Here is a 24,283-nt window from a genome sequence, read left to right as displayed (position 1 = left end):
CAATAATATGTAAATTTATGGGTTGTGTAAAATAGAAAATATGAGTAAGTAGAAGAAACTATCTCTATATTACTTCAGACTAAATATCTTCATGAAAAAGAGATTCTAAGGTTAAAAAGACTTAAAGATAGACTCCATAAGGAATCTATAAATAAAAAAGCTAAAAAATTAAGTAAAGCTGTAACTAAAAAAATGAGTTGTATCAAAATAGTTTCTGATACAACCCACTAATAATTAAATTATTTAAAAATATAACTGTATTACTATAATAATTTTTCTAAATTATCTACTAATTCGCCAATAGCATCAACATAATATTTTACAATTCTATCAGCTACTTCATCAGCTAAGTTTTCATTATATATATGAGATGTTGAATTTCTATCTTCTAAAAGATTAATCCATACCTTATCATCAGATATTAAATTATTAACATAAGCCTTTTTAAATATAGTTCTTGGAAAGGAATTTTCTAAAGTTACTCCAAGATATTTCATAAATTCTCCAAGTGTCTTATGTGTAAGCTCATAAGTAAATTCAAATCTTTGAATTAAACTATCCCTTATTATATCATCTTTTCCATCATATAAATCACTAACTTCTTTTAGCCTACTATATGCTTTTTTTAAGTTCATATATTTAAAATCAATACTTCTCATATATAATAATCCCTTCCTTATTGACCTGATTTATAAATAATTCATCACTAACAGATTTCATATCTGAAAAATCAAATTCTAATAATGTGGTGGTATTATTCTCTATATCTTCTATAAATTCTGATATAGATGCTTCACTATATATAGCTAAATCTATATCGCTTCTATCTCCATTATCTTTCCTAGCTCTTGAACCAAATAAAATGACTTTATTTATTTCACTATGTTTTTTCGAAATCTCTACTATTTCTTCTAATATTGCTTTATCTAAATTCATAATTAGCACCTACCACTACATACTTTATCTCTATTATATATCAGCGATACTTAATTATAAATGAGTTTTTAATTCATCATTATATAGAATTTAATTCTTTCTTCTAACATATCTAAATATACATTAGAATTTCTACCTTCTCCAAATACTGTTGTTTTTTTATATTCATTATTAAATTTATTATATGTATCTTTAATCTTCAAAAATATTTTGTTCTTCATAGCTATATCAACTCCTTCAACTGAAATTATTGACACAACTTTTAAGTTCAAATCACTCTTATATATTTTTAATATATACTACACTTCATTTTCTTTTTTCTTTGCATTATTAAAAAGTTCAATTATTTGCATTCTATCTCTTATGCTATACTCTTTAACTAAGAAACTCTCTTCATTTTCCCCTATAATAACTTCTTTACCACACTTAGAACAAAACTTGATAGTAAAATCTAACTCTTTGCCACATCTTACACAATTCATACTTTTTTATTTCCCCCATTAAATTAACTATTACTTCTAAATTAGACTGTTTAATATTTAACTTTGTTCCATCATTATACGTATAATTCAAAGAAATACCTTTCATAAAAATCATACTTTATATTATTCATTTACCAGTGAAATATATGATTAATATGAATTTATTTATATTTTTCTTAAATTTAAATAGTAAAATTTTTAACTTCCATCATATTTATTAAGTGAGAGTAAAAATTAATAATTTCCACTAATATATTATAACTATATATTCTGTATGGAAACAAATTAGGAGGTTAAAAATGAATAATATTATTTTTGAAAAAGAAAGATTTGATGGAAACTTTAACGGGACAACTCCTCCAATTGATGGTGAATACTTTACTATCAAAAGAGGATATAAGCTAAGACCATCCACATTAAGAAGATTACATGAAATAAAGGCAGGTCATAGTGACATAAATATTTATATGAATACTATAATTGATAATGCCATAAATCATTACTATGAAGATGTATTTTTGAAAAAATATTAGATACAAAATAATGATGAATATAAATTAATAGTTAAGATTACTAAAAAACCTCTATTAGATTTTTGTGTCTAATAGAGGTTTTTTCTTTCAAATACTTATACCTGGTAATATTCTGGACCTCAGAGGTCCAGAATATTTCATGTCCATCTATACCTTAAATATCAAAAGAAGTAACTTGTCTTTCAGTTATCTTAGCTGCATACTTGCTGACTATAGAACCTTTTTTACTTATAAAAATATCATTTTCTAAAATAATATCCATTAAAGCAGATACCTCTTCACTATTAAGATTTGTTCTAACACCAGATATAGATAACGAATATTTTTCGTCAGTTTCAGTTAAAAAAGTCATTGATAAAGTATATTCCATAATTTATTCCCCCTTAAGCAATATTTAAAATTTTAATTTTGTTTAGTAGAAGTTAAGTGAAAGTCCAAATATCTGATTTGGTAACTTGAACTTACACTGTATGTGTACACCTACGAACGCATGTGAATAGATGTTTCCTTGATAATCCCTCTAATGTCCAGTTATTTGGAAATTAGTTACTTTGTATTATTGATGTTTCATTTAAGTAATAAGCAACAGCGTCATCTCTAAGGACTGTCTTTATAGCTTCCGCTACAGCAAAAATAGCTTCAGCAGAAGTGCTACCTTTTACATTTGCAAAAGATTTTATCTTATAAAGCGTATTCCCTTCATCGTCAATTCCGTTTTCAAGTTTAAAAGCTAATGATACTTTTTGTAATTCTTTTTTGGCTGCCATTTAGCATTCCCCCTTTTTTCTTTCTTCACTTAATAAATATGATGTAATATAAATGTTTTACTGAATTTAATAAATTCTTTTATTTAATTCTTCATTTTCTATTACTATACCCAGCTTAGTAGAAACTATAGTGTTGAGCTTATTAATAGAGTAAGTTAAAGTCATTATCTGCTTTTCAAGTCTAATTAATAAATATGCACTTATAGCTACTGGAAAGCCAACATTAGCAATTAGATTTAATAAATCATTAATTTCCATAAGATAAACCTCCTTAATTATTCTGTTAAGTAAAGCTATTGATGTGTAATAATCTCTAACAGAAACTTAATTTTAAATTTGTTTCTACTTATTAAATATGATATTTAAAGATATAATTACTGAATCTTATTAAATTTTATAAATAAAAAGCCCTGTGCATTACATGCACAGAGCTTTCTTGAAAAATTCATAATTTATACTGATATTTAATATCTTCCTAAATAAAAAATTATTACTTTTCTTTAAGTTTTAGATTATAAAAACAGTATACATATTTAATGAAAGTCATTTAAATTTATATACCTCTAATTATATTTTCTTCTTTTTCTTATATATTGTTAATCCGGCACCTACTGCTATAAGTATAATTGCTATTAACCACATATAATTCTCTTGTCCTGTAGTTGGTATACTATTACTTTCATTGTTTTGATTATTACTTCCATTTTGATTATTAGAAGAATTATTGTTATTTTCACCTGGTTTTACAATTATAGTGTTATCATCACCTTGCTCGTTATTATCTCCGCTTGGCGTATCAGTTTCTGTATCACCACTACCTGGCTTGCTATTATCTCCACCTGGTGTATCCGTTCCTGTGTTACCATCACCTGGCTTGTTATTATCTCCGCTTGGTGTATCAGTTCCTGCGTTACCATCACCTGGCTTGTTATTATCTCCGCTTGGTGTATCAGTTTCTGTATCACCATCACCTGGTTTGTTATTATCTCCGCTTGGCGTATCAGTTTCTGTATCACCATTACCTGGCTTGTTATTATCTCCACCCGGTGTATCAGGCTCTGTATTACCCTCATCTGGATTGTTATTATCTCCACCTGGTGTATCTGGATCTGTATTACCCTCACCTGGATTGTTATTATCTCCACCTGGTGTATCTGGATCTGTATTACCCTCACCTGGATTGTTATTATCTCCACCTGGTGTATCTGGATCTGTATTACCCTCACCTGGATTGTTATTATCTCCACCTGGTGTATCTGGATCTGTATTACCCTCACCTGGATTGTTATTATCTCCACCTGGTGTATCTGGATCTGTATTACCCTCACCTGGATTGTTATTATCTCCACCTGGTTCATTATTTTCTGATTCAACTACAGTCACCTTACAAATATCTGTAAATTCGCCATCACGAGTTATAACCTTAATCTCTGTTGTTCCTGGTCCTTTAGCCTCAACATTTCCATTTTGATCAACTATAGCTACTTTATTATCCGCACATTGCCATATAACACCTTTATTACTAGCATTCTCTGGATAAACATTGGCTTCTAGTTTATATGTCTTAGAATCTGCTAAATTTAAAGTTATATCTTTACTTGGAGTTATTTCAACACCTGTTACTTTAATGATTGTAATATCTGGTCCTGGTTCTCCATCATAAGATTCAAATTCTTTAGAATCAATAACTACTGACTCTACATTATTTGCTTTGATTCTTTCCTCTTCAAGACAATCTACCTTAATATAGTAAGATTTATATCTCTCACCATTATAATTGATATTATTTTTATCTACTGAATATCTATATAAATAATCTTCTTCACTAGTAATTAAGCCAATATTCTTCATATCTAACACTATTCCATCTTCTCTATCTTCAATTATACTTATAGCTGCATTTGCAGGAATAGCACTAGCATTAGATACAGTTGCATCAATAATAATTTGATCTCCTATTTCATAAGTTTTTACTTTAACTTTAACATCAGTATATCCTATAGTTGTTTCTCTTGAATTATCATCTAAATTCTTTTCACCTTCAGCCTCAACCTTTATAACTAAATCTTTTTTACCAGTAATATCTCCTACATTAACAATATCAGATATTTCTGTGCTTTCACCAACAGCTATATTACATTCAACATTCTTTTCACTTATAAGTACGTTTGATGTATCATACACTGCAAGCTTAAAGTTAGTTATATCCTTTAATCCATTATTCTTTACAAGTATATCGATTGGCTGATTAACTCCATCTCTAATAGTTTCATCACAGTTAACAGCCTCTAAAGCTATATCATTATTAAATCCATCAATATAAGCTACTAACTTATGAATTTCATCTTCATCACTTTCGTTTACAAGGTTCATAACTATATTCCACTTTCCATCAGCACTTACACATCCATCATAATTTGTTATGGCTTCTGTAGCTTCATATACCTTTACTGGTTTGCTCCATCCATCATCTTGTCTTACACTTGCTCTTATTGAATCTAACTCTTCAGTTACAGAATCAAGCCATATTACAATTTCTCTACCATCATGATTTATGATATTATAGTTTTGAGTAATATATTTTATACCTTCTGCTAAAATAGTCTTTTTTGCAAAATCATAACTCATTAGATCATTATTTGAGTACCAGTATAATTTTCCATCATAGAAAATTGGATTAAATTCAGCAGCTTCATTACTTGTAATCTGAGTAATATTATCATCAGTAGCTAACATTATTTCAATATCATCATAAGTAGAAATGTTATTATCAGTATCTACCCCATATGCAACATTTAGCTTATTATTAACTATTGAACTATCAATGCTTGAAATATTGCTATTAACATCAACAAGAACCTCTGGCTTTGACCATACATTGTTCTTTTTACTTGAGGTATATACTATTTCATTATCTATTGAATCTTCAAAAATATTACTATCGCTACTTACCCAAGATACATAAATTTCATCATTATCTATAGCTATAGAAGGAGACATATCAAGTCTTTCATTATTAGTTAAATATTTAAAATCAACAAAACTATTTGTATTATTATCCCATCTAGCAAATGCTATTTCAGATAATTCCAATGCTTTATTAATTTGATTTTCTAAATCATCTCCATCATTAGGCAATTCTTTAGCTGCCTTTTGCCATACTAAATATAATTCATCATTATAAGCTTTTAAAACAGCATCAAAATCAGGAGCTCCATTATTCCATACATCCTTAGCTTCACTCCATACCCCTTCTTCACATACAGAGTAAACTAATTTAGTTCTGTTATTATCATTTCTACTAGGATCATCTACTTGATATACTGCTATCTGCTTATCCCCAATAGTTTCAATATTTTGAGAACTACTAGGTAGCAATACATTTTCTAATACTAATAAATTTTCATCAGATATATCATTTAGACTTACTGCTCCATCCTTCTCTAAATAACTTCTATCAAGCTTAACAAAATTTTCTGAATTATAAACTGCTGCCGATGGATTTCCTTCCAATATTTTCTTGCGTCCATAATAATTATCTACTACTACCCATGTCCCTTTTATAGATGGTGTTTCAGCAGTAAATACAAACATTAAAGATGCTTTTAGCTTAGCAGACCCTATAAGTTGACCACCAAAATGCTCATTTGTAAAATCTATCTTTAATGGTAACTCAACATTACCTTCAGCTCCAACTGAAATAGCCCCATTAATTCCAGCTCCACCACCAATAGTAAATTTAGGTGTTATAGTTAATGCTAAATCTAAAACTAGATTCTGTGGCTCTACAGTTACTTTGCTAACACCAGAAGCAAGCTCAACCTTACCTCCACCACCAATTTCAAAATATACAGGCACAGGTCCTACAACAAATTGCTGATTATATTTATACTCAATTCCAGCATCTCCTACTAAAGATCCCTTAACCTTTGTTAGATTTCCATCATCATCAACAACTCCTTCTGCATATCCAATAAGGTTAAACTCTGGTTCAGAAAATCCTTTTTTCAAAGTAAAGCCACCGCTTTTTGCTCCAAAAGTCTTCATTACTTCCTTTAATTTTTTAATTCTATCCTTAGTTTCCTTAAGATCATCAACCTTATCTTTTAAATCGTCGTACCACTTTTCTACACCATTACCTGGTTCTATACCAAAAGCAATTTTTACCTTATTCTCTTCCTGAATAACTGTAAATGGTATAAAATCTAAAGATAATTTAATTGTTGACCCCGCGATAATAGGTAAACCGCTCTCAATCTTAAAACCATTATCCTTAAATAAAGTAAATAAAGCATCGTCAGACTCTATTTCCCATTTAGACTTATCATTAACTGTAAGTAATATCTCTCTTGGTTTAGACTTAACCTTACCGTCAGCACTAACCATAATTACATATATTTTTTTACCTGCATCAAATGTCTTACCTGGTGCAAAATCAATTACTCCAGTTTCAGTAGATATAGACTGATCTTCTTGATATATAATATATTTTCCTGGAGTAGCTCCATTCCATTCACCATCTAACTTAATAGAGCATTCTATTTCTGATCCATCAAAGAAGTATTCTCTTTCATGTAATAAATCGGTTCCACTATTTTTAGATAATACCATTGTTATATAAGGAGTTCCATTATTGCTAACCTTATCTAGATAAAAAGCTCTTAAAGTACCTGGATTTACATTATATATAAATTTAGACCTTTTATATCCCTCTGCTGTTACTTCAACAGTACATTCCCCAGATATTCCAACAAAAGTTGCTATACCATTTTTATCCGTCTTTACAGTTTGTCCATTAATCTTAACCTCTGCATCTTTAATAGCTGCAAATCCGTCCTTATCTCCAACAAAAATATTGTGTTCACAATTATTTATCCAGTACTCCTTTAATGGTTCTATGTCAGTAACATCTATTTTACTTACACGTATTGCATAAGTGAACAAATCATCCATTGCCTTTTTAGCAAATTGACCTCTATTGCCACCATTAGGATGATGTTCTCCACCATGTACATAGTTATACTCCCAAGTTAATCCAGAAGCTATTACCCTTCCTTTTCCAAGTGGATATTCAACTAAAGTTGGATTACCCTCTTCATTAGTTAATATAATCTTAGAACCAGCAGGTAAAGAGCTTTCATTAAAGCTTACATGGCTTGCCCAGTTCTCATATAAGTCTTCATCTAAAAGAACTTGATTATCAGTTAACTCACCAGTTACAATTGGATGATTATTATCTGCAACATAATTCCTAAAAGAATTATTATTTGTTTTTTTAACCTCACCTGGCAAAGCTTCTGATAATACACCTTCAGCCCATCCTGAATCACAGGCACCAAAAACTATTACCCCACCAATACTCGCAAACTTTTCTAAGTATTCCTTAAAGTTTTTATAATTTTCATACATTTGAAAAGACTGGTCATTTGCAAATACAACAACTCCATACTTAGACAAATCTACGCTTAAAAAATCCTCTGTACTAACAAGATCATACTCAGTTATTCCAGATAGAACAACTTGGTTTGTATTTGTATTCCAAGGAAGGTTATCTTCAATTAATAATACACGTTTACTTTCTTCAACACTAAATGTTCTTGGTGTATCATACTCTATATATTCACTTTTGCTTAATGTATATCCTTCACTAGGTTTATCAGATGAACTTATTGAAGAATCAGTTCCGTCATTATTTATATCATCATCATCTTCAACTGTTTCTACTTCCTTTTCTCCATCATCTTTACGCTCTTCTTCATTGCTTATTTCTTCATCATTACTTATCTCATTATCTTGAGATATTTCTTCATTGCTATTCTCATCTTCTACTAAAGTTTCATTGTTATCAAGTAATTCCTCCTGCTGTTCTACATTGGCTCCACCTTCACCATCATATACCTCAGCTGTAGCATTACTGAATGTAAAATTACTTATCATAAAAATCGTCATCAAAGCCGCTATCAATGCTTTATGTTTTCTAAGTTTCCCCATTAATTCTTTCACCCCAAAACCATTAAACTATCAGCTTACTAGGAATCCAATTCCCATAATCATTAACCATACACCTACACAACCAAAGAATAGCCCCATTATATAAAGCATAAAATTCTCTAAAAGAATAATTTGCTTTGGATTATCTCTTCTATACAATATAGTTAATTGCTTCCCTATATGTTTTTCATATATACGCACACTTCCAATATCATGTACAATAGTGTATTCACTACCTTCCGCCACATACTTTAATATATAATTATTATTATTTCTGTCTCCAATATATCTCTTAATACCTACTACAGTAGCTTTAGTTTTACCGCAATTAAGTAACACGTAGAAAAATTTCTTAAATAAAGCTATACACATAACAATTAACATTATTCCAAATGCAAAGAATGGTAATGATCTTAACATACTTTTCCCTCCTTTCCTTCCTAGTAATATCTCCATTACTTAACATATTCATTTTGTCTAATGTATATAACATAATATTCAAAAATTTTATTCATCATTTTTTAACAAATTTCTAATACGTGTTCTATCTATAAAAAATACCTTAGAAGTGCATTAACAATATAAATACATTTCTAAGGTATTTTGATTATCTCTTAAAATATCTCAAACTTATTACAAACCAAAAGTATCATAATAATAAATACGTATAATATTAAAAATTTCAATAACTTTTTTATCTTAATTGTCTATCATAAGTTTTTTCGTCTTTTCTTATATACTGCTTATTAAATTTTAAAAATAAATTTAAGTAATAACTTCTAGAAGGGCTTTCTATTAAAATTTATATTATAAATATCTTTAATATTATAAAAAGGCTGTGCATTTGCATCAGCCTTTCAATGTATTAAAAGATTAGAAACAAAAAATCTTATATTAACCTAATCTATTGCTTCTGAAAATATTCTTTTTTATTTAAAATTACAACCCCTGCTAATACTAAAGTCATTGCTAACATTATTGTTATATTGCTATTAACTCCACCTGTTTCAGGTAATTTACCCTTATCATAATTGCTTCCGTTATTAGTTTCTGATGGTCTTACTGTAACAATTTTATCATTCTCTGATTCTGATGGCTCTACTGGTTGTACAGGAACTATTGGTTCTTCTGGTTCTATTACTACTACTTCCTGGTCTAAGTTATCTTTATCAGAAATAAAGTAAGTATTACAATGATCAATCTCAAAAGTTACATATTCATCCCCATATACATACTCAATATATAATGATTCTTTTATTTTTTCAGGTTTTCCAGTTTCTTTATTATAATAATATAATGTAACTTCTTTATTTGATAAAGGAGATTTATATCCTATATATGCTTTAACTTCTGCTTTTCCTGGAAGATTGCCATTATGTGCAAAATCTATAATAGCTGCATTTTCATCAATCTCTAATATTTCATTTTCATATTCTGATATATAGCTAATACTTAAATTTACATCTCTAATGTCTTCATCATTAATATTATTACCATCAAAAGACCAGCTTTGATCATAACTTAATAAAAATGAAACTGTTTTTCCTGAATCTTTGATAGCTTTAAAGATTGATGAATCTACAGTTCTACTATCATTGTTTAGTTGTATCATAATATTATTATCTGCTGATTCTAATATATAGCTTATGACTTCTTCGTTAGATGTTTCGTTATTCATTTCAAATATAACTGAAAAATTATACTCTTCAGTACTTATTGAACCATCTGCTCCGGTAGCCTTTATAAATAAATTATAATTTCCAAACTCAGTTATAGGTTGTCCATCATAATTTTCCCCATTTAATAACATTTCTATAGTTCCGTGGTCAGTGTATACTTTTGGTACAAATGGAGCTGTATAACTTCCATAAGCATTTGAACTAATATTAGGATACCATTGTTCATCCAAGTTATTTTTTACTAATATATTTCCTGTTCTAACTAAATTTACATGATTATCAATGCCAGCTGAATAAGTAATCATATTCCCACTTATATCCATTAAATCAACATATTCTAACCTATAAATCCCCTCTGAAGCAGATTCAGGAATTTGGATTTCACCTCTAAATACGTTTTCTGATTCATAATATGGTAGTTCGTAATTTTCCATAAACCCATTACATGCGTAAGTTACTATAGCTACATTTGCTCCATTATCCTCTGTAACAAATCCTGATTCATCAGTGGCTTCAATAGTAAGCTGAACTGTTCCCCCTGGCATTATTACTGCATTATCAAGTTTAGTTGATATTAATTCTGGTGGAGTTACATCTCCATCATTCTCTGATGTTAATTCAATATTTTCTTCTTCTGAAACAAGATTACCATCAACTTGTATGTTTCCATCATCTTCTGTACTTATAGTTACTTCTGTTGTTACATCCTCTAGTTCATCTGCTAAAACTTTAGTTGTTACATTTGATGCTATTAATGTACATGAAAATATGCACATCAATACTTTACTCATTTGTTTGGTAATTTTCTTGTTTTTCATTTTCTCCCCTCCACAAAATTTTTTCACCAATATTTTACTATCAATTTATATTTTTGTAAATATTTTACTATTAGTTCATTATCATATTTATCTTTATAAAAATATCATTTTACATTTACATATTGCTTATTTTGCAAATATTTCCGTCCCATCTTAAAGCTTTAATCCCTCTTCCACCATGTCTATTTTTTAGTATTATCGCATTTATGCAGTTAGGATTTTCTTTTGCATCTTTTGAATCGTAATCTACTTTCCCTTCACGGAACTTATTGTCTTTATATGCTCTATCATCAAATCTCTTATCTCTGTAAAGACCTATTATTTGATCGCTATCTTGCTCAATTCTTGCGCTGTCTTGAATATCCGCTTCTGTTAGTATTTCATAAACTTCACCATTATTTCTATCAACACTTCTATTAGCTTGAGCTACTAAAACTACACATATATTTTCTTCTATAGCAAGTGTCTTAAGCCTTGATGTTATCTCCCCTAATTTCTCTGTAAGTTTAGCAGAGGAACTTGGATCTACATACTTATTTATATAATCAAGAAAGATGATATCTAGGTTATTTTTAAGCTTGTACACCTTTATTTCATTAATAAATTTATCTATACTAGTTTCAGTGCTTATATAAAGCATACTACTTAAAAGCTTAGAACAAAATTCAGAAACTTTATCCTTTTCTTCATCTGTAAGTAAATCTTTTTCAAACCTATTATTATCAATATTAAATTGACTGGCAGCCATTCTGTTTAACACTTCATCATCACTCATCTCTGCACTACCATAAATTACATTATGTCCACTAAGTGCCATGTTCTTAGCTACTTGTATTGAAAAAATACTTTTACCAACTCCACTTCTAGCAAATACAGTAATAAGTCTCCCCCTTCTAAAATTCCCTAAAACATCATCAATCTTAGTTAATCCACTTTTAACTCCCATATCCTTATTAATCTCATATAAATTTTTTAAATAATTATCATAAATATCTTCAATATTTAAATCTTTTTTAAGAGTACAATTATACAAATTAATTAAAGTGTTGCTTAACTTATTTTCCATATCTTCAATAGTCATCTCATCACTTACATGAGAACACAAGTTAAGTACAAGCCTCTTTTTATAAGCTTTAATCAATAGCTCTAGCTTTGTCTCAAAAGCAACATCAGTTGAGCTGCAGCTATAAACTTCACTAACATAGCTAACTCCACCCATCAGCTTAATTATCTCCTTATAATTTTCTAAGAAGTTAATTAAATCAATCTCCTTTTTATCATCAGCCATCTTTATAATTCCTTCATAAATCATGCTGTGATTCTCAACCTGAAACATATACTTTTTTATATTTTCATTAGCTTTAGGTATCAATCCTGGATTTACAAACATAGTCCCTAAAATACTTTGCTCTAGCTCAATATGCTGACTAGTTAACACAATATCCTCTCCTTTCTGCATATTTACTTAATCCTAAGTTACTTTCTAAATTGCCATCTAAGGTATAGCAAATTAGTCGATGTACTCTGAAGCTTTTACTTTCACTTTTTCTTTTTGCATATTTAAATAACTTTTCCAAATATGACCTTCAGGTATAAACTTATAAATTCCATTTGGCTTTATCAAAAAGCTTTTTAAATCCCATAGGTAATCATAATAAAACTTACTGTGATAAACCTCTGCATAATTATCTATAGCCTGCAATATCTGCTCTATGGTAAATACCCTTAATACACTTTCAATACAACTTGCTATATTTTTAGTTAAGGTTAATTCATTGCTGATGTTCTTCTCATTCCATTTATCAAAAATCCTTATATATATTTCTTTTTTGTTTTTATATTGTTTTATTAGAGTATCGGTTGTGATACTACTACTCGTATCACTTGAGTTACTACTTCTAGTATCACTTAAGTTACTACTGGTATTTAACTTAACTTCAGTAGTATCACTTCTGTTACTATTACTAGTATCACTTACGTTACTATTACTAGTATCGCTTGAGTTACTACTGGTATTTAACTTAACTTCAGTAGTATCACATTCGTTACTATTTATCTCACTAGTACTAGATAGATTATTAGTTATTATGTCATTATTTTTTACCTCACCAGATAAATAATCCTTAATAAACTTATAACAATTAGCTCTATTCTTCTTCATTGTTATAATATAATTTTTCTCCTTAAGAGATTTGATAAGACTAGCTATAGTATTTCTATTCTTAGTTCCAAACAAAGCCATTAAAGATTCATAAGTTGGATAGACTTCTCCAATATTTTTATAATCAAAGCTTTTAAGAGCAATTATAAAATACTTCTCATAAATATTTAACTCACTGTCATTTAAAATCATATTGCTCACTCTTGTAAAACCATTACTACTCATATATATTTAACTATCCCCCTTATTAAAATAACAGCTTGTCAAATGCATCTAATACATCATCAACATTAGCTGTACCACTTGATGACGTAAGTAAATTGGGCTGTATTACTGTTAAATCTATAGAATTAGAGCTTGTCTCACATAAGTATTCATCTACAGCTTTATATGCAATTTCCATCATCTCTTCATATTCATCAACTTCAATAAAATCACACTCCATAGACACTATCTTCATAGCATGTATATTCTTCTTACTCACCATAATAACATCACAAAACCTATTTCCATTCTTGTCTGTTGGATTTAATATGATTTTGCCTTCTTTATATCCATCCCCCTTTTCCATCTCAATTCCAACAAGGCAACAAATCTGTGCACAAGCTACATCTGATGCCTTTTCAACATAATCAGAAAAACCACTCTTCCTTGAAACTCGATCATAAAATATATTATATTTATCCTCACTTATAAGCTCCATCTCCAAAGCAGCCTTACTTGTAGATAATCCTCCAATAAGCTCTTCCTTTAACTTAATTCCAAAATCACATTTCATAATAATTAAACTTCCTTTCATATTTAATTTTTGACTCTATAATTATTTTAACAACCAATTATTTGCTGAAAATTTATTGAATATTTGTTCTATATTTATTTTATTTGTTTTATTTGCTAGATATTTGTATAAAATTTGCTTATTTATTTAGAAAATAAAAAAGCCCTATGCATCATGCACAAGACTTATAATTAGCCACTTATTGGACTCTTAAATTTAATTTATATCCTACAGACCTTATTGATATAAGTTCTGATTTAGTTAAACCTAGCTTCTTCCTTAAAAGCCATACTTGAAAATCTACATTCCTATCATTAATTAAACGTTCTTCTCCCCAAATTCTCTCTTTAATAATTTCTCTAGTTAATACCTTTCCTTTTGATGATAAAAATAGCTTTAATAACTCAATATTTAAATGAGTCAATTCATCACCTATATCGTCTACCCAAAACGTATATGTGGAAAAATCAATTTTTATATTCTTATATTTCCATACCTCATCTTCTATAATGCTTTCATCAACTCTCTCAACTACCATCTTAAAACCACCTCATAATTCAACTTTTCTTCTTTACCCTTAGCTAAATATTTAAAAGAACTTAACTTTTTATATGTATATTTATTACTATATATATAGAATACACTATGAACATGAGTTCGACAAGTGCTAATTTGTAATTTTTATACATTTTTATAACAAAAGAGATAAATCTCATGATTATACATAAAACTTATCTCTTAAAATATGCCTATAAAATTAATCTAATACTATTTCTTCTGATTCATAATTAGTATTTTTCAAATTATTATTAGAGCTTAAAAACTTATATAAATATGTACCTTCTTTTTCATCATTATTAAGCTTTATCGCTTCAATCATTCCTAAAGAAACCAATACTTTTATTTCTTCTTCTACTTTTTCAGTATCTGTTATGATAGCTTTAGCAATTTGCTCTGCATCTGCCATACCAAATACTTCTAATGTATTAATTATTTCATTTCTTAAGGCTTTCTTTTTACTCTTTCCAATTGTATTATCGTAAATATTTATTATTATTCCTAATGCAATTAATAATCCTACTACCTTAATTACTAATCCAAAATGATTAAATAATAAATAAATTCCTAGTAAACCTACCCCGATTACAATTATATAAGGTAATAATTCCTTAAAAATACTAAAAGCTATTATTGCTATAATTATATACATCAATATCTGAAACATAATTATCTCCTTTTAGGTTCTTCAATATCAAATTTTAATTGCTTATTTTCAATTAATTCATTAAGCGAATTTATCTTAAACCTAGTATCCTCAATAGAATTTTTACTATTTTTCATTACCCATTTACCATTTATATCCATAAAGTAACATTCGGTTTTAAATTCAACCTTATTATTTATATGTGAAATAGTAAGCTTTCCACCTATATACTTTAAGTTTTCTTGCTCACTACTTGTAATAATTACATTATCAATTGCATCACTATAGGCACTTAACATTTCATTAAAATCTAATTTAAAAACTGTTTTCTTCAATAAATTACTAACAACACTTTCTAATTCATTAAAAGTATTAGCAATAATATTACATATGTTATCAATATCATTCATAGTATTATTTATATTATTTAAGTTATTATCAAATCTATTATAATCCATAATTACCCTCACTTTATGCTAATTGTAATTCTAACTCTTCAGTAATATCTATTTCCTGATTCATTTGTAACGCCTTAGCTCTTATCTCTGGTGGCACTTCACTTTCAGGAATTTCTCTTGTTACAATGGTTTCTTTCCATCTTCCTATTTCTTCTTGTGAATAATGCCTTGAGATTTCTTTTATAGCTTCTTTAATTTTTTTTATGAATACCTTTGTTCCATATACAATATGACCTATAACTTCTTTAACTTTATTTATACCTCGTTTTAACCATGCTAGCATACTGTTCCAATAATTAGCTAACATACTTGTCCCAGCAATTACTGCAACACCTAATATAATCGTTGATAAAATCATATTTTACTCTCCTCCCTAGTACTTAATTGAGCCTTTACATACTCTTCTGTAACATATCTTTCTTTTATGCTTTCTTTGATAGTTACCTTTTGGTTATCTTGTTTACTTAAAAGTATTTGTCTTATAGCGTAATCAAAATTTTCATGCTTTACAAGATTGTCCCCTTCCCTTGCTGACTTAAAAGCTGCTATTCTAACAGCATTACAAATATCACTTCCGCTAACACCACTATACTTCTCTGAAATTAATTCTATATTTAAATTATTAGGCATTTTATTTGGTATATATTTTTTCCATAAAACTTCACGAACTTCTCTATTAGGTAATTCAAACTTAATATGATACTGAATACGTCTCATAAAAGCTTCGTCAAAATTATTTATAAAATTAGTCGTAAAAATTATTACGTCATCATAATCATTCATTAACATAAGTAATACAGATCGTGTTTGATTCACACTCACATCAGTGGCATTATTCATATTATTAACTCTTTTAGATAGCAATGCATCTGCTTCATCAAAAAATAAAATCAAGTTATTTTCCTTGCTATATTTAAACAAATTGCTTAAATTCTTAGCTGTTTCACCAACATATTTAGATTCTATATCTGCATAATTTACGCATAATAAATCTCTATTAAGCTCATTTGCTATAACATGAGCTGCCATAGTTTTTCCAGTTCCTGGAGGTCCATAAAGGTTTACAGCTAAATAATTATTTTTTATTACTTCATTTAACCCCCATTCTTCAAAAACCATCTTGCTATGTCTTTTAAAACTCATTAAATCAAGTAACTGACTCCTTATCGGCTCTGATAAAATAATATCATCGATCGAATATTTAGGCTTTACTGCTTCAAAATAAATACCTTTTTGAAGGCTACTTTTAGATGATTTAACTATCTTACTATCTTCTAACTTTTTATCTACGTTGTAACTTTCTCTAGTTATCGGCATGTTTCCTCCCAAAATATTTGTATTTATTAGTTATAAATATATATTATTATAAATTATAACATATTTTGATAACTTTAGAAGTATTGAGCAGTATTATTCTATAATAAAAAATCATACTAAGACTTCTTTTCTATGAGAAATTATGATAATAAAGTAAATCTTCATGCCTGCAATAGCCTTGATGGGACGAATTTACTCTATTGCTATTGATAGAAATTATTTTTCTGTAAAAAATAACTATCAGTAAATAACACAAAATTTATTTACTGATAGTTATTACACTTAATAATTACTACTACAAAAGTTCTTCCCTTAAACTTTTGCAATGTATTTTTATCCGTTATCTTACATCTTAAATAATTCTAAATTCATACAATAAGAGTTACTTTAAAATTTAATTTCCCCACCAACAAAGATTATATCAATATTTTTCATTTATTCAATGACATATTTTTCAAGTAAAATTTCTATTTTTTTCTTTATTTTAATAAATCAATTACTATTAAATTTATTTATTAATATCTATGTATTACTTCATATTTTTGTAATTTTTTATTTTACTTAATCAATTTACTTGTCGAATTTTATCTATATTTTTCTAACGCTTTATGTAATAAAATTTTATATATATATTAATTCTTATATTATTTTTACATAAATCTAAATTATATTTTTTAATATAATTTGTCCATATTTAATTCTTCTTAATAAAGTAAATGTAATAATAATTTCTACTATTACACATATCCATAATATTAATGAATCTAATTGAATCTTCATTAATTTATTTATTAAAATAGTATTCATAAAAATAAACCCATATTGAGAACAAAATATAAATGTACTCAATTCTCGCAATTCCCTTGAATACTTTAATTTAATATTGCTTTTAATTATTAATAGACACATAAACATAATTACTAAAGGCATTGTAAAATACATTGAACAATCTTCATTTTTACCTAAATTAGATTGTACTAAATATACTTCTATCAAATATATACTGAAGAAAAAACTAAAAAAACATAAGCTTTTAGTTTTATCAAATTTATCTTCAATTTTATTTATTAACATTCCAATGAAAATAAATATTGGTGAAAAAAATATTCCATTCCTAGTTGTTAAAAAAATTCTTAAATATCCATCAAAAACACTATCCAATTTTAAAATATGAATATATGTATTCCCACAACAACCTATAATATAAAGCAATATAAAGATAAACATAACAATTCCAGTTTTTAATTTAAACTTACTCCAAATATAAACATTAATTAATATTCCAACAGCTAAAGCTACAGTATACCATTGAAATGCTGGAGCTTTAAATAATAGCTCTTGAAAAAATAACATTATATTATTATCTTTAATTATCCCTTTAATAAATATCGGCATATATATAATTATCCATATTAAATATAATTTTATTAACCTTTTAATAGCATTATTTACTACATTTAACGGCCTGCTATTATTATTAAATTTTTTTAAAAACAGATATCCAGAAATAGTGAAGAAAAATGGTACTCCCATTCTTGCTATATATTGAGCTATAATATTCACAAATCCATTGTTATTACCAACATGTAAAAAAACAATTAAAAGTGCAAAAATCAATTTACTTAAATCTATTGAATCATTTTGATATTTCATCTTTACCTACCATACTAAAAATTAATTTAAACTAATATTAATAATTAAAATCAGCTTATTTCTTTACTCCTTCTTGACTGATATCCGAACATATATATTATTACTATATATATTGGTAATGTAGATGTCCATAATGAGTTATCAAATAATAATGGTAAAATAACTACTCCTGTATTAATAAATGAAACAATCTTGTTATTATAATTAAATATAGAAAATATTACTATAGAAATTATTAATATACTATATAATATTCCAACAATATTTGAGAACTGAAGCATTTCATTTAAAAAGACATTATGAAAATTATTCACATAAAAATCTAATCCAACATCAAATGTAATATTTTGAAAATTAGTTCCTATTCCCTTGGAATTTTCAATTAAATAATTAAATGCGTATTTCCAAATAACACTTCTTGATCCTAATGTAGATAAATCTCTTACATTTGATATAAGTAATATAACGATTATACCAATTGAACAAATAGCTAAACCTGAAAATATAGTTAATGCTATCTTGATATACTTATTACATCTTTGCCAATACTGTGCATATATATATGTTACTAAAATTATAGTCGCACATCCTATACTAATCATAGAATTTGTTAGTACCAAGGTTAATATGATACCTATTAATATTACTTTTCTATATCTACTTTTAAAATAATATAGTACATACATAAAAAATACTAATAAAATTAACCCATATTCACTTTTATGATTAAAAATATATGTTAGTCTTTTATCTGAAAAACTTCCTTGGTATCTAATATACATATTATGATTATAAAATTTAATTGCATCTCCACCAATTATTCTAAATATAATACTTATTATTATTGAAATAAAAAATATTATAATAACTCTATTCATAATTTTATCTAAGTCTTTTTTATAATTACATATACGAGTTGCAAATAAATACAAGAAAATAAATGCATTTATTTGATTTATCATAGAATACCAACATTTTAAAGTTAAGTTACTAACACAAAAAAAACTAGCAAATAGAATTAAACTTATCTTAAAAAAAACTTCTTTTTTCTTACTGTTAAAAATTACTTCTTTTTTCTTATATTTAAAAAGAAGTATGTTACATATCATTAGAACAAAGCTAGATAAAATAAAGGCTTCACTATATGAATTACTATAAGTCGTATAATATGGAATAAAAAATAATATAAAAAAATATAAACATAACATCAAATGAACAATTGAAATTTTTATACTTTTCATTTATCTATCACCTTTGGCTTTCAATCTATAAATTAAATATGCAACATTCAAAATACTTGTTAATATGACAACTAATAATGTTGCTATTGCTGCTCCATTTGCCCCCCATAGTTTTATAAAATAAAAATCAACTACTATATTTACTAAACCTGAAAAAATAGCAACAAACATATTAAATTTCAACTCTTTTTGTGTTACTAAAATATTACCTGCTATTACTCTAAAAGTTCCAGAAAAGAAATAACTTACAGTCAATATCCTAAATGAAGTTATAGCATCTAAATACTCCGGTCCAAATAATATAGTAATAATCCATGGTGCAAATACAAATAATACTGCTGATATTATTAAGTTGAATATTCCAAAATAAAGTGTTAACATATTATACTTACTTAGGCACCATTTTTTATCCTTATACTTTTGTGCAAAATATGGATATATAAATGTAACCAATGATAATGGAATAAAGCTTAATGCCGAAGGAATCATAGTTGCAATTTTATATGATGCAATTGTAGATTCACTAGAAATAACTAATCCAATTACAAAAATATCAAATAAATATAATACTTGTGATAATCCTGAATTAATCATACTGGTAAATGAAATGTTCTTTATTTCATTTTTCAACTTAGTATTTATATCAAGCTCTTTTACTCTATCAGTACCTTTTTTTATAAATTTAGCACTATATATAATAGTTATAAAATATGCTATATATCTTCCATAAATAAGTCCAAACTCTTTAAATATGTACGCTCCTATTACGGAAAATAAAAATATCAGAAATGTATTCAACATAGATATTTTAGAAAATTCTATGGAAAGTTTATTTGCACGCAAATAAGAAGATTGCATTTCAAATATTAAAATAAATATAGGCATAATACATAGTAATCCTAATACATAATTAGCATTATGTATTGGTAAAGGTATAAATAATGCTATGCATATTATTAGAATTGCTATTATCATATCAATACTTATTCCAAATTTTTGTCCCCATTTAAATATTTTATAATTTAAATCATAATCTTCACTTTTCTCACTACATATTTGTAGAATCCCATAGCTAATTCCAAAGCCATTCAGTAGTAATATAAAGCTAAAAATATTCCAAGCATATGTGAAAACTCCATACTCTTCTTTAGTTATAATTCTAACTAATATTGCACTACTCATAAAACCTATAATCTTATTCAAAACTCCACTTCCAAATATATAAAAAAAACCTTTCTTATGTAAGCTTTGAATTTTATCTATTATTTTTTGATTCATTTACTTTATTTTTTTCCTCCAATTCATAATAAAAACATTTAATACTTGATAAAACACTTACTACTATTAATTTATCAACAACTTTTCCTGATTCTAATAATTTATTTATATTTCTTTCAATTTTAGAAAATCCTACGCATAACTTATAGTTTTCTTTGCAATAATTATTTATATAAGTATTAAACTCTTTATTATTATCATACCAATATTGTACATCTGACATGTTTATTGGTTCTTTTTTAAATTTTCTTTTCACCTTAAATTTCAATCTATTATATTTTCTTAAAAACTCACCATAAAATTTAATAGATGAATTTACAGAAACTCCTGTATTACCATATTTAATCTTTGCAGCATTAGGGTATTTCTTTATTAACCATCTACGTAAAGTATGCTGCTTAACTCTCATCTCCCAAGGGATACTCAAATAATTCTTTAAAAATTCTTTATCTCCAAAAGGAGTTGCAACTTCTGTGAAATTTTGTCTTATAAAATATGATGTCATTCCAAATATCATACCTCTAGTATAAAACCAATATAGCTCATTTCTATATTTCTTAAACCTATTTGCTATACTTAAGTCTACTGTAAAATCTTTTCCATATTCCAAAGTGTTAGAATATCTAAATCTTAAGTAATTATTATCAGGCTGACCATCACATCTATCAATTACCATGCTTCCGTCATAGATATCTCCTAACAATCCAGTTGTTTCAACCCCATAAATATAAGGATTCATCATTTCTAACATATCCTTACCACCAGTAATTCCATAATATACTGTTGCACCATTATTCATTAAAATATTCTCATCTATATTTAACATGCACTTAGCATTATCAATTGATCTAAATACATAATCATAATTCAAATTCTTTGCTATTTTTTTAGAGATAATATCATCCTTCGCACCTGATTGTGAATAACAATCTAGTAATACATTTTCTTCATTTAATTCTTTAGCTGAATAGCAAATCATTCTACTATCTAATCCACCACTAACATCTAATAAGTTGATAAAATTATACTCTTTATTTTTATTAAATATCTTTTTTAATGAATTTTTAAAGCTTCTATCTAAATTTTCTATAGCGTCATCTATGCTTATCTCCTTTTGCTCGTAATCACAAATAAAATATTTATGTATACTAGAAGAATCATTAGATATTTTAATATATTCACCAGGATATAACCTTAATATTTCTTTAATACTTGTAGACTTATCTAAAAAATAACCATAAGCCATAAATTGACTTAGCGATTCTTCATTTAGTGATATTTTTACATTATTAACTTTTAATGTATCTGTAATATAATTTAACTGCGAGCCAATTATATACTTATTATTTTTTTGATAATAATATATTGCTTTTTCTCCTAAAGGTGATGTGAAAATATACCATTCATTATCATCCTTGTAGTAAATTGCCCCTGAAAAGCTACCTTCAAACTGTGAAAAAAATGTCTTATCTTCTTTAGAAATAATCTCTACTAATTTATCTAAAGTATTACAATTATATCTACTTAATAGTTCTGATTTATTTAATATAATACCGTCTATGATAACTATAATTTTATTATTTTGAAAAAACACTTTATCATCTAAGAATTTTTTCAAAACATTTCTTCTTATATGCCATTTACTATACTCTAAATTATCTTGAATACAATTTTGATTATTATAATTGTTTAGTACTATCCTATTACTTAAATTACTTATACAAAATCCAGGCATAATCTTCCTCCTATTTAAATCTCATCTATCCACTTAAAAAAGCATCTATAATTAATTGATGCATCAAAATTTTTGCTCCATATTTGTCTAGATCTTTTTTTCATAATAATTTTCTCTTCATCTGGTAGCTCTTTATATTTAATTAGAATTTCAGCCAATTCTTCCTCTTTAAAGTTCTTGTCTAATAAAAAGCCATTAAACTTATCTGTAATTATTTCAGATGTACCTCCAACATCAGTAGCTATTACTACAATGCCTTTTGATTGAGCTTCCATAATTGATACTGGTAAGCCTTCTGCTAAACTAACATTTATAAATAAATCAAAATTCTGAATTTCATATTGCTTTAGTATTTCTTCATTATCGACTTGCCCCTTAAATATATATCTTATATTATCTGGAAGTATTTTACACAACTCTAGTATCTCTTCTTTATTTTTTCCATCTCCATAATGTGTCCATTCCACTTCGAAGTCTGTAATATACATTAAGGATTTTACTATTAAATCTATTCTTTTTACGTCTACTATATTTGAACAGCTTACTATTTTAAATTTATCATCTTGAATTCTTAAATTATATCCATAATCCTTTGTTCCTAAAAATGATATCTTTAACTTATTTCTATCTATATCTCTATACCTAGATACAATATAGTCATATCCATTTTTGCATATAGGCAATATATAATCAGTATTATTAAAAATTTGATTTCTAAATGGTATATAGCCTAATTCGCTTCTATATTCATATAAGTCATATCCATGACATCTAGAAATTATCTTTATTTCTTTAAATCTACTACTTAATTTTGAAGCTATATATGCATGCTCTGCCATCCAGTACGAATAAATCACTAATTGTGTTAAATCTATTTGACTTTTATCAATGTAATCTTCTATTTGAACATATAATTTTATAGTTCTACTCCAAAACCATATCATTTTCTTAATTTTTTTGATAACATTCTTTTTCGATTTTAAGATATAATTTATTTCTCTCCAAATATCCTTATCACAAAAAAAAGTTAAATATTGTTTAAATAACTTGTTTAATTTGATATCTTCAAATTCAATAGTTTTTATATTAACTTTATCGTTATTTATCTCTCTTTTTTTATTCATAGTAGTAAATAAAGGTACAATATAAATATTATTAATACATTCACATGCTTCTATCTCATTTAATAAGTAAGTTTCTTTTGACCCAAATGGAAATTCACTTGTAAATAGCATTATATCTTTCATAACTA

24 protein-coding genes are annotated in these 24,283 nt (G+C 26.8%); 1 reads left to right on the top strand and 23 read right to left on the bottom strand.

The genetic code is table 11. The features are described from left to right. Positions 1-263: 263 nt before the first annotated feature. The 4 genes from LQE93_RS11120 to LQE93_RS11105 all read right to left on the bottom strand — a co-directional run bounded on the left by LQE93_RS11120 (position 264) and on the right by LQE93_RS11105 (position 1,418). Entirely contained in the window at positions 264-659 is a 396-nt protein-coding gene (locus LQE93_RS11120; RefSeq protein ID WP_186838304.1) for a nucleotidyltransferase substrate binding protein, read from the bottom strand. Continuing rightward, a complete protein-coding gene (locus LQE93_RS11115; RefSeq protein ID WP_231073649.1) occupies positions 646-936 on the bottom strand; it encodes a nucleotidyltransferase domain-containing protein in 291 nt (96 codons plus the stop codon). The genes LQE93_RS11120 and LQE93_RS11115 overlap by 14 nt, the downstream gene beginning before the upstream one ends. A 68-nt stretch (positions 937-1,004) precedes the next feature. Then, complete coding sequence (locus tag LQE93_RS11110) at positions 1,005-1,157, bottom strand: hypothetical protein (RefSeq protein WP_231073647.1); 153 nt, start codon at positions 1,155-1,157, stop codon at positions 1,005-1,007. A 78-nt stretch (positions 1,158-1,235) separates the two neighbouring features. Continuing rightward, complete coding sequence (locus LQE93_RS11105; protein WP_231073646.1) at positions 1,236-1,418, bottom strand: hypothetical protein; 183 nt, start codon at positions 1,416-1,418, stop codon at positions 1,236-1,238. 299 nt (positions 1,419-1,717) lie between these two features. Between LQE93_RS11105 and LQE93_RS11100 the strand changes: the two genes are divergently transcribed. Then, positions 1,718-1,951, top strand: a complete 234-nt coding sequence (locus LQE93_RS11100; protein ID WP_186838305.1) for a hypothetical protein — start codon at positions 1,718-1,720, stop codon at positions 1,949-1,951. Positions 1,952-2,105: 154 nt separating this feature from the next. On the opposite strand, the gene LQE93_RS11095 is transcribed toward LQE93_RS11100, so the two are convergent. The 19 genes from LQE93_RS11095 to LQE93_RS11005 form a co-directional block, all read right to left on the bottom strand. After that, positions 2,106-2,321 carry a DUF2922 domain-containing protein gene (locus LQE93_RS11095; protein ID WP_055265420.1) on the bottom strand — a complete coding sequence of 72 codons (216 nt, stop codon included), beginning with the start codon at positions 2,319-2,321 and terminating at the stop codon, positions 2,106-2,108. Between the two features lie 172 nt (positions 2,322-2,493). Further along, entirely contained in the window at positions 2,494-2,718 is a 225-nt protein-coding gene (locus LQE93_RS11090) for a DUF1659 domain-containing protein (protein ID WP_231073644.1), read from the bottom strand. A gap of 66 nt (positions 2,719-2,784) precedes the next feature. Then, complete coding sequence (locus LQE93_RS11085; protein WP_055265424.1) at positions 2,785-2,976, bottom strand: YvrJ family protein; 192 nt, start codon at positions 2,974-2,976, stop codon at positions 2,785-2,787. Positions 2,977-3,285: 309 nt separating this feature from the next. Further along, positions 3,286-8,709, bottom strand: a complete 5,424-nt coding sequence (locus LQE93_RS11080; RefSeq protein ID WP_231073642.1) for an Ig-like domain-containing protein — start codon at positions 8,707-8,709, stop codon at positions 3,286-3,288. Between the two features lie 30 nt (positions 8,710-8,739). Next, a complete protein-coding gene (locus LQE93_RS11075; RefSeq protein WP_231073640.1) occupies positions 8,740-9,129 on the bottom strand; it encodes a DUF3592 domain-containing protein in 390 nt (129 codons plus the stop codon). Positions 9,130-9,613: 484 nt separating this feature from the next. Further along, positions 9,614-11,206, bottom strand: coding sequence for an LPXTG cell wall anchor domain-containing protein (locus LQE93_RS11070; protein WP_231073638.1), 1,593 nt, complete (start codon positions 11,204-11,206; stop codon positions 9,614-9,616). A 115-nt stretch (positions 11,207-11,321) separates the two neighbouring features. Beyond that, positions 11,322-12,644, bottom strand: coding sequence for a replicative DNA helicase (locus tag LQE93_RS11065; RefSeq protein ID WP_231073637.1), 1,323 nt, complete (start codon positions 12,642-12,644; stop codon positions 11,322-11,324). Positions 12,645-12,716: 72 nt separating this feature from the next. After that, the gene (locus LQE93_RS11060) at positions 12,717-13,592 is read right to left on the bottom strand and encodes a helix-turn-helix domain-containing protein (RefSeq protein WP_231073636.1); all 876 of its coding nucleotides are present in this window, start codon (positions 13,590-13,592) and stop codon (positions 12,717-12,719) included. 22 nt (positions 13,593-13,614) lie between these two features. Then, complete coding sequence (locus tag LQE93_RS11055) at positions 13,615-14,145, bottom strand: hypothetical protein (RefSeq protein WP_055265436.1); 531 nt, start codon at positions 14,143-14,145, stop codon at positions 13,615-13,617. 199 nt (positions 14,146-14,344) lie between these two features. Continuing rightward, positions 14,345-14,683 (bottom strand): winged helix-turn-helix domain-containing protein, encoded by a 339-nt coding sequence (locus LQE93_RS11050; RefSeq protein WP_055265438.1) that lies wholly within the window; start codon positions 14,681-14,683, stop codon positions 14,345-14,347. A gap of 219 nt (positions 14,684-14,902) precedes the next feature. Beyond that, positions 14,903-15,370 carry a hypothetical protein gene (locus LQE93_RS11045; protein WP_231073633.1) on the bottom strand — a complete coding sequence of 156 codons (468 nt, stop codon included), beginning with the start codon at positions 15,368-15,370 and terminating at the stop codon, positions 14,903-14,905. 2 nt (positions 15,371-15,372) lie between these two features. Beyond that, positions 15,373-15,807 (bottom strand): hypothetical protein, encoded by a 435-nt coding sequence (locus LQE93_RS11040; RefSeq protein ID WP_231073632.1) that lies wholly within the window; start codon positions 15,805-15,807, stop codon positions 15,373-15,375. Between the two features lie 13 nt (positions 15,808-15,820). Then, positions 15,821-16,165: a hypothetical protein gene (locus LQE93_RS11035; RefSeq protein ID WP_231073630.1), complete on the bottom strand. Its 345-nt coding sequence runs from the start codon at positions 16,163-16,165 to the stop codon at positions 15,821-15,823. Further along, complete coding sequence (locus LQE93_RS11030; protein ID WP_231073629.1) at positions 16,162-17,124, bottom strand: ATP-binding protein; 963 nt, start codon at positions 17,122-17,124, stop codon at positions 16,162-16,164. The genes LQE93_RS11035 and LQE93_RS11030 overlap by 4 nt, the downstream gene beginning before the upstream one ends. 660 nt (positions 17,125-17,784) lie before the next feature. Beyond that, positions 17,785-18,777, bottom strand: coding sequence for an acyltransferase family protein (locus LQE93_RS11025; protein WP_231073627.1), 993 nt, complete (start codon positions 18,775-18,777; stop codon positions 17,785-17,787). Between the two features lie 50 nt (positions 18,778-18,827). Beyond that, entirely contained in the window at positions 18,828-19,739 is a 912-nt protein-coding gene (locus tag LQE93_RS11020; RefSeq protein WP_231073626.1) for a hypothetical protein, read from the bottom strand. 279 nt (positions 19,740-20,018) lie between these two features. Beyond that, the gene (locus LQE93_RS11015) at positions 20,019-21,296 is read right to left on the bottom strand and encodes an oligosaccharide flippase family protein (protein ID WP_231073624.1); all 1,278 of its coding nucleotides are present in this window, start codon (positions 21,294-21,296) and stop codon (positions 20,019-20,021) included. Further along, positions 21,274-23,031: a hypothetical protein gene (locus tag LQE93_RS11010; protein WP_231073623.1), complete on the bottom strand. Its 1,758-nt coding sequence runs from the start codon at positions 23,029-23,031 to the stop codon at positions 21,274-21,276. The genes LQE93_RS11015 and LQE93_RS11010 overlap by 23 nt, the downstream gene beginning before the upstream one ends. Before the next feature lie 14 nt (positions 23,032-23,045). Next, on the bottom strand, positions 23,046-24,278 hold the full coding sequence (locus LQE93_RS11005; RefSeq protein WP_231073621.1) for a glycosyltransferase: 1,233 nt from the start codon (positions 24,276-24,278) through the stop codon (positions 23,046-23,048). Positions 24,279-24,283 lie beyond the last annotated feature (5 nt).

Source organism: Clostridium sp. NSJ-145, from assembly GCF_021044725.1.
Taxonomy (GTDB): domain Bacteria; phylum Bacillota; class Clostridia; order Clostridiales; family Clostridiaceae; genus Clostridium; species Clostridium disporicum_B.
This window is presented reverse-complemented; position numbering and strand designations above follow the sequence as displayed.